We start from the raw sequence: 8,076 nt of genomic DNA, 5'->3' as shown, positions 1-8,076 counted from the left end.
TGAACTTCGGTGTCCTCTGTCAGCATCGTTGCCGGTCAGCCACCATTCAACATAATGTGGCATTACGCGAAAGCGGGCCTGAACGGCCCGCCAACGCGTAACAAACATTATGTCGGCGCCGCCCACCGAAGGGCGCTGCGCGGTCACCTTGGCCCCGGTGCGCGGCTGGCCGCCGGGTTGAGCTTCTTAGCCCGAGAGGCGCACTGGGCTGCGCCCACTGCTGTCAGCCTCAATGCTAGCGCCCACCGCCGCAGTCGCCGCCATCCGTGGCGGCTCCGGTGCCCAAATCTACCTTAAATCGTCGTCGGTGAGTCCGCCAGGGTCAACAGCCCTGAAAGCAGGCCAGCAAGCTGGCCGCAGTTTATTCCCCCTGCCCCACCCCCGCTGCACTGGCTGCGCGCGGCTCGCACTACGCTGCGCTGCGTTGCTCGTCCCCGTGCTCGCCATCTCCGCCCCGTGCAGCCCCCAGGGGCTTCCCTGCTGAACAGCGTCACCTGCGGGCTTCGCCAGCCCGCACCCGGCCAACCCGCGTCAGCGGCGCAGGCAAGCTGCCCCGCCGCCACGGGTTCCCAATAAAACCCGGTTCGGGCAGGAAAAGCGGGCGAAAACCCGGTTATGACCTCGGGGGAAAAGTGAGCTACAATCGGCAAAGTGCCCGTCGGGACGAGTTGATAGGTTCTTTAACAGGGTGGGAAAACGCGGCGGAGAAAAAGGCTGCTAAATCAAGGGGAAAAGTCCGCTCAACGGTATGATGGCGTCGGGATAGTCCCTAAGACCCATTAGGTTGGGCGGGTAATCCTAAAACGGCAACGCATATCACCTATCAGGGCATTGATGCGACTACCGGTAAACCGTATGTCGGTTATGCCAGTAAGCAGGGACAACAGGCAGCCCAAGAGGTATTGAAATATCGATATGGTAATGATTTTGGTCGCTTTGGTGACATACCACCAGATATTTTATATGACGGTTACGGGCAGTCTGGTAAAGATACAGCACGAGGGCTCGAACAGAAGCGTTTTGAACAACTGGAGGGACTGGAAGGTACTGCCAATAAGCAGAATCCGGTTGGTCAGAAGAACGCTCGACGAAAAGAGTACCTGAAAGCAGCAGATAATCATTTGAATCAAACATCCAAACGCAACGGCAAAGGAGGCAGCCGTTGTTAATGGCTGTTTGAAAAATATGACTAAACGAATTATCTGGAAATCTGGTGATCTGATTAATATTAAATTACGGGATAACCTGTACACCATAGGGCAAATGTTAACCAGCCCAGCAATGCGATTTTATAATATCCATAACACGGATGGTACATGGAGAAATATTGATTTAAATGACATCACTCCTTTATTTCGTGTATTTGTTGGCAATGTCATTAATAAGTATCTGGTACAAGAAAAAATAAAAGATAAATCCGTTATCTCAAGTAGTAAGCCTTATGAACAATATTGGATAAAGCCTTATAGTTCTATGGATGTAGGGAGCTATCTTGGAAAAAAAGGGGATTTTTTATTTATGGGTGGAAAATTAATTGATCTTGGTCCCAATGGTAATATAAGTGTTACCCAAGCCCCTATTATAAAAGAAGATCTTTCATTACCGGAAGATCGGGAACTCATTGAAAAATACGAGTTGACCAATATGTGGGGACCTGAATCGCTAAGAGAACGCCTGTGCCGTTATTTTGATACCGGTATTAACCGTGATGACCTGAAATTCGAGGTGTTTCCGGGGCTGTGGGATGACAGGGAGCAACTGAGGCCATTAACTAGTCGGTTGCCTGTGCCTTTACGGTAAGTAAGCACCGGAAGGACCTACAGATCTTACGGCAAAACCTGCACTGCGCCGGGCTGCATTTTAATACGTTCAGGTATTATGCCCCGGAGACAGGCCGGTTTATTATGCCGGATCCGCTAGGGCTGGCAGGGGGTCTGAACCTGTATGCGTATGTGCCTAATCCGGTGTCGTGGATCGACCCGATTGGGTTGAATGGGGGCCTGAACTTATACACGTATGCGCCGAATCCGCTGTTATGGATCGATCCGTGGGGATTAACCGGAAAACCACTAAATTCTCCTGATATCGTCAAGTGGAGTAATAAAGGTGGTACAGTCTGGCAAGAAATAGACACCCAAACTTGGGTTTATAAAGATATGTCTGGTAATGTTGTTCGTTACCCTAATGGTTACCCTGACTTCTCTCCATATGAAAGACAACGTGTAGATGTTCCTAATCTGAAAGGAAATCATCATGAAAATGGAAAAACAATGCAAGAAGTGCCTAGAAAAGTACACGGCAACTTTACTCACCGTGGTGGCGCATCAACGCTAAGAAAAAAATGTTGAAGAATAGTATTGGAGTAAATTTATGCCAATAAATCATGGTATTAATATAGATGACAGTGAAATTTTATCTATTGAGCAGCATTATTCAATAATTCTTCCTGAAAGTTACCATGCTTTCTTGAAGAAATATAACGGATTTTATGTTGAAGATCCGGATGTGTGTAATCTTACATACCACGGCGTTGATGATGGTGAAATCGCTTTTGATTCTTTGTTTGGTATCAATATAGAAAATGAAAATTTCAACTTAATTGAAATGAATAATGATTATTTGGATGAATTATCATTCATAAAAAATTCTTTTATCATTGGTACAGATCCTGGAGGTAATTTTTATATATTAGTAACCGAGGGAAAACATGAGGGTGTCTATTATTGGGATAGAACTCACTTACATGTTGAAGATGATGTGCAAGATATTGCTTTTAATGAAGTAGATGAATGTGGAAACCTTTATAAAATATCTCATTCTTTCGGAGAATTTTTTAAAAAGATACTCTCACAAACTAAAGATAAAGGTATGAAGCTAATTCAAGGATTATAGAATATTCGGAAGGTCCTCGCGATCTTCCAGCCTGATTGATGATCTACCGTGGTGCATACCCACGGTAAGACAGGGCAAATTGAAGCTTACCGATGGCATCTTTGATCTGATATGATTCCTCGTCATTCACCGCACATGCCCGTATCTCTGACCAGCACAGCCGCGTAATCCGTTAGGCCAAGGCCAGCGCTTCAATGTGGGTTAATTGAATATTCTGTAAATGTTCAATCACCACTTTCATTTTATCCCCTCCCTTAGCCCGCATTGTACTCAGCCAGCACCTCACACATCCGCAGCTTAATCTCCCGCAGCTAGGCCTGTTGGTATTTGCTGTTGCTGTGTAGCCTCACTGTCCGGGTATTAGACCACAACACACTGATAGCTTCGGGAAGTACGCTGCGGCTTTTTTTAACATGTCCCTCTCTTCGGTTATCCACTCAGTTCTTTCTGCTAGGCATTTTATATGACTCAGAGGTGTCTACGAAATCCGTGTCGATTCAACCCACAACCCTTCTGATTACCTGCCTGAAACTGATGGAAGTCGATTTTGATGTAGAAACGGCCAATCAATAGTGGTTAGTTTTTTGTAGTTATAATTTCATAAAATGACTATTTACAGGTTTTACTATTAGGCGTAGCATGGGGAAATTGATTGCTTTATATACGATGGTTATCCGGTGTGAGTCATCTTAGTCACTTACTTCTTCTAAATAGCGGTTCTTCTCCATCTAATCAAGGTCAAGCAACAAGCAAACTGATGAACAATTATTTTTAATCTATCCAATGAAAGGAGTACAACAATACTTAACTCGTTACAGAACAATCTTTGAGTTCCTTTAGCACTAACTAAAGAGGAAAGACTATGAAAGGTCACAATAGATTATCGTTATTCACGCTTTTACTGTTCACTGCCAGCGCGGCGGCATTTTCGGTGCAGAACAATTGGCCCGGCACGAAAGTAGGCGAACCAACACCTAAAGTCAAAGGGATCCCCCAAGCTCTGGCTAGGAATCTGGCTAACTTTGACGACCTTGATTTCCGTGTCTACACAGACCAAAGATGGTGGGAGCTACATAAGAGCCATGCCATGGACATTATTGTTCACTATCCTGATGGTCATATTACTAAGGGCATTCGAAAGCATATTGAAGATCTAAAGTATATGTGGACATTTGCCCCTGATAACCGAATTACAGAGCACCCGGTACGGTTTGGTACTGCTGATGCGGAATGGACCGCTGTCACGGGGTTTGATGATGGGACATTTACGAAACCCATGGTTCTCGCGGATGGTAAGGTGATTCAACCTACAGGTAAGGCCTATCACCTCCCGATGGTAACACTTGGGCATTGGAACAAAAAAGGGGTTATGGATGAAGAGTATCTGTTCTGGGACGATGCTGAACTTATGAAACAGATAGGTGTTAGTAATTGATTCAACAACTTCGTACGGACTTGCTTAAGGGCGAGTCCGTAAATGTTGCAATGTATATGTTTGGGTTTTCCCCAATGGTGGTTAAGTGCATGATGACTTGCATGCGCAATATAACCAAACTATCTCTTGTGCGACTTCTACTGATCGGCCACCACGTTTTATGGGCTATCCGATCAATTACAAGTGTCGAGTAATAAACCCGCAGGAAACCAGCTCGGTGCGGTTGGTGACTTTAGTTTTGGCAAAGATATTACGCAGGTGGGTTTTTACCGTAGACAGGGAAATATCAAGTACTTGAGCAATACGTTTGTTACTTGATCCTTCTCTTACCAGGTTAATAATTTCCTACTCTTTCGCAGTCAGAATAGCCGGTGTTTCAGGCAGTAAATCTCTGGCGGCTAATTCAATTAGTGGCAAGATAGTACTGAGGCGGTTAAGGTCTTTTGGGGTAAATGGCGTATCCTGTAATAGAGAAACACCGGCAATAATCCGGTTATGCTGGCGGATAAATATTTCCACAATGTCCTGTATGTTATTTGGCAACATAAATTCATGGTAATACTTATTATTCTTCGTAAGTGTTTGTTGATCCATGCCAACCATATTTATCCCATTTTGCTGATAATTGGCAGGTCTTAATGGATCTAAATGCTGGAAATGCGCCAGATAATTTTCATGTGTTGCGTCTGAAATACCGTACAGAATGTAATTCTCAGGGTGTAACTCATTGTTCACCAGATAGAATGCTGCTGCTGAGATAGGAACCAGATGGGCAATGGTGTTCAGGCAGCTACTGATTAAGGCATTTGCACGGCTTGCCGGGAGTACGGTAGACAAAAAAGTTCTCTCTTTAGAATGTACCTAACTGGATAAATCAATATCGATGATTAGTTAAATACTAATTAAAATGCAAAATTAACACAAAACAAACATATTAATAATGTGATGTAGATTGCAATAAACGAAATTTCCTAAGGTGATGGTAACTCACTAATAACACTATGTTGGTACATATCTGAAATAATTTCTTTATATATTAATAAACGGATCTGTTTTTTATTGATTGATATTTAAATGGTTATTTTTATTTTCCTCTATCTGTTTGTATTTTTCATCATACTTATTCAGTCACTCATCTCCCTTTGGATATCGTTCTTTAGGGCGATGGTCGGTATTCCCGTTCACTTTCTATAGTGTATTTACCCTCAATAAAGTTTACAAAAAATTTACATATGAACTGTTGTGAGCGTTATTTTTACGACTGGAATAAAAGGGAACATGATGAATATGTCAACACGGCTTACTTCGCACATTGAAAAGGGCGTGGTGGGGTTTCCTACCACACTGGCAAGTTCTGTCGGGGTTATCATGGCAAGCCCGGTTATTCTGACTGCGACAAGTGGTTTTGGCATCGGTGGTGATACGTTCGCCCTGGCAATGCTGATCAGTTTTATCATGATGCAGGCTCAGGTAACGACGTTTGCTGAGGCGGCAGCTATTTTGCCTACATCCGGCTCTGTCTATGATTATATCTCTTGTGGGATGGGACGGTTCTGGGCGATTACCGGCGCGCTTTCAGCTTACTTAATTGTCCATATTTTTGCTGGTACGGCAGAAACGATCCTGTCCGGCGTTATGGCGTTAGTTAATTTTGAGAACCTCAATACGGTGATAGAAAGCCATAACGCGTCGTGGATGGTGGGGGCTGGGCTGGTTATCACATTCGGATTACTGAATGCGCTGGGTATTGAAGCGTTCGGTAAAGTCGAAATTGTGCTGACATTCTGCATGTGGAGCACGTTGGTTATTTTCAGTATTTGTGGGTTATTGATACCGTTTGCTGTGCCGCTGGAGAGTTGGTTTGGTGACGAGCTGAATCTGGGCGATCCATTGGCGGTACTGAGTCTGGTGGGTATGGCGATGTTTATGTTTGTCGGCTGTGAGCTGGTGACACCGATGGTGCCTGAAATTAAAAACTCGGCAAGAGTGATTCCGCGAGCAATGATGACGGGCTTGTGTGGCGTGGCTTTTTGTATGGGTATATATGGGGCGTCAATCAGTCATCAGGTAGAGAATGTGCTGGTGGATGCAGAAAATAATGTTCGTTTACTGGAAACACCAATGGCGATCCCTGCTTTTGCCGGTCAGGTGATGGGTGATTTTGGTAAATATTGGATTGGTATCGGATTATTACTGGCGGGAGCGGCAACGATTAATACCCTGATGGCGGCGGTGCCTCGTATTCTCTACGGTATGGCATTGGATGGCGCATTGCCGCGGATTTTCGCTTACCTGCATCCACGTTTTAAGACACCAATATTTGGGATTCTGGTTGCCGTAATGATCCCTTGTTTACATGCCTTTATTATTCAGGGTGATTTGAGCCGGATTATGCCGTTGGTGCTGGCTGCCGTATGTGCTTGGTGTGTGGCTTATTTGCTGGTGACATGTTCGGTGATATTACTGCGTATCCGCAGGCCTGATTTGCATCGTGCCTATAAATCACCGTTTTTCCCGTTACCTCAGATCATCTCCAGTGTGGGGATTATCCTGGCGATTATTCATATCACTCCGCCGGGAATGAACCCAAGTGAAGTGTATATTCCATTCGCCATCATATTGGGTCTGACTGCCTGCTATGCTCTATTCTGGACGTTATGTGTACAACGGGTGAATCCGTTTAAACCGGTACCCGTTGAGCTGGTGCTTTCGCATACTTTTGCTAAAGGTGAATTGCCGGAGGTGAAACTTGAGCCGCTTCGTTCCCTTGTCTGATCGTGTGTGGCGACGGTTGAATAAGCCCCGCTATCCTGCCGGCTATCAGGCCGGTGTTACCCTGAGCCGGTTGGAACAGAATCTTTCACCTTATTGTTGCGAGCGTTTATCAGCAAAAAGTATGCAAATCATTTTGCCTGATGGATTGCAGATTGAAGTTTATGAAAAGCCGAAGGCGTTATTTCTGGCTCACATTGTCAGTTGTTATTTTCGTTTACAGGGAATAACGTCACTTAAGGAAAAAATAGTTATTAAAGCCAAAGTTAAAGGGATATTTCGGCGAAAAACAGTGATTTATTATTGTTGTCATGGTGCAGAATTTGGGCAACAGGTTATTGATTTACTTAATGAGTATCCGTTAATTGGTGAAACGTTGGCGGAATTAGATTTTCGGGATCTCACATTGAATATTCATCAGGGGCAATGGCAGTTTGAGATGGAGCATTTTGCCGCTTCTGAGATTGTCAGCCGGTTGCCAGCCAGTCGCCGTTATTTACGCCTGACGGCTGAACAACGTCATCTGTTGCTCAGTACGTTGCTGATGTTTAGTCAGTTAATGGGAAAGCTTTAATTTAGGCAATTTCTCTGCATTGTGAATATCAGAAAAAACAGCAATTTGAGTCTATACGTGAAATTTATTGGAACATATAAGCAATATGATGTGATGGACGCTAACACAATTGAGTCATAGTAAAGGACAAAATATCAAACTTACCCTTTAAATCATCAAGTAGGATTTAACCCATACGGGGATGTATATAATTCAGTGAATTTACATTCATCCGCATGATGAAAAAGGTATATCCACAATAAATCGTATTCCTATGCATAAACTAAGATAGCGATCACAAATATTCAGATAAATTTATTGAAATCTCTTATCGAATAATTATTATGCCAGCTAAACTTATATATAGTAGATATAAAAATTTAGAATAATATAAATAGGAAAATTTAAATATCAGTTACCATTC

8 protein-coding genes and 1 pseudogene are annotated in these 8,076 nt (G+C 43.7%); 7 read left to right on the top strand and 2 right to left on the bottom strand.

What is annotated here, in order from left to right; genetic code table 11:
- Nucleotides 1–902 precede the first annotated feature (902 nt).
- From C5471_RS08420 to C5471_RS08405, 4 genes are all read left to right on the top strand, one after another.
- Complete coding sequence (locus tag C5471_RS08420) at nucleotides 903–1,169, top strand: hypothetical protein (RefSeq protein WP_242688621.1); 267 nt, start codon at nucleotides 903–905, stop codon at nucleotides 1,167–1,169.
- A 16-nt stretch (nucleotides 1,170–1,185) separates the two neighbouring features.
- A complete protein-coding gene (locus C5471_RS08415; protein WP_133813216.1) occupies nucleotides 1,186–1,800 on the top strand; it encodes a hypothetical protein in 615 nt (204 codons plus the stop codon).
- A 104-nt stretch (nucleotides 1,801–1,904) separates the two neighbouring features.
- On the top strand, nucleotides 1,905–2,348 hold the full coding sequence (locus C5471_RS24285) for an RHS repeat-associated core domain-containing protein (RefSeq protein WP_242688620.1): 444 nt from the start codon (nucleotides 1,905–1,907) through the stop codon (nucleotides 2,346–2,348).
- A gap of 22 nt (nucleotides 2,349–2,370) precedes the next feature.
- Complete coding sequence (locus C5471_RS08405) at nucleotides 2,371–2,892, top strand: SMI1/KNR4 family protein (RefSeq protein ID WP_133813217.1); 522 nt, start codon at nucleotides 2,371–2,373, stop codon at nucleotides 2,890–2,892.
- 43 nt (nucleotides 2,893–2,935) lie between these two features.
- Here C5471_RS08405 and C5471_RS25275 read toward each other — a convergent pair whose 3' ends face one another.
- Nucleotides 2,936–3,052: a DUF7706 family protein gene (locus C5471_RS25275; RefSeq protein ID WP_422630915.1), complete on the bottom strand. Its 117-nt coding sequence runs from the start codon at nucleotides 3,050–3,052 to the stop codon at nucleotides 2,936–2,938.
- Between the two features lie 702 nt (nucleotides 3,053–3,754).
- Here C5471_RS25275 and C5471_RS08395 point away from each other — a divergent pair.
- On the top strand, nucleotides 3,755–4,327 hold the full coding sequence (locus C5471_RS08395; RefSeq protein ID WP_133813218.1) for a nuclear transport factor 2 family protein: 573 nt from the start codon (nucleotides 3,755–3,757) through the stop codon (nucleotides 4,325–4,327).
- Nucleotides 4,328–4,504: 177 nt separating this feature from the next.
- Here C5471_RS08395 and C5471_RS08390 read toward each other — a convergent pair.
- Nucleotides 4,505–5,164: pseudogene (locus tag C5471_RS08390) on the bottom strand (response regulator transcription factor).
- 444 nt (nucleotides 5,165–5,608) lie between these two features.
- Between C5471_RS08390 and C5471_RS08385 the strand changes: the two are divergent.
- Together C5471_RS08385 and C5471_RS08380 are read left to right on the top strand one after the other, a co-directional pair.
- Nucleotides 5,609–7,102, top strand: coding sequence for an APC family permease (locus C5471_RS08385; protein ID WP_133814217.1), 1,494 nt, complete (start codon nucleotides 5,609–5,611; stop codon nucleotides 7,100–7,102).
- Nucleotides 7,077–7,673 carry a DUF3156 family protein gene (locus C5471_RS08380; protein WP_166295785.1) on the top strand — a complete coding sequence of 199 codons (597 nt, stop codon included), beginning with the start codon at nucleotides 7,077–7,079 and terminating at the stop codon, nucleotides 7,671–7,673. Before C5471_RS08385 ends, C5471_RS08380 begins: the two co-directional genes overlap by 26 nt.
- Nucleotides 7,674–8,076 lie beyond the last annotated feature (403 nt).

This window comes from Photorhabdus tasmaniensis, assembly GCF_011189505.1.
GTDB lineage: Bacteria > Pseudomonadota > Gammaproteobacteria > Enterobacterales > Enterobacteriaceae > Photorhabdus > Photorhabdus tasmaniensis.
This window is presented reverse-complemented; position numbering and strand designations above follow the sequence as displayed.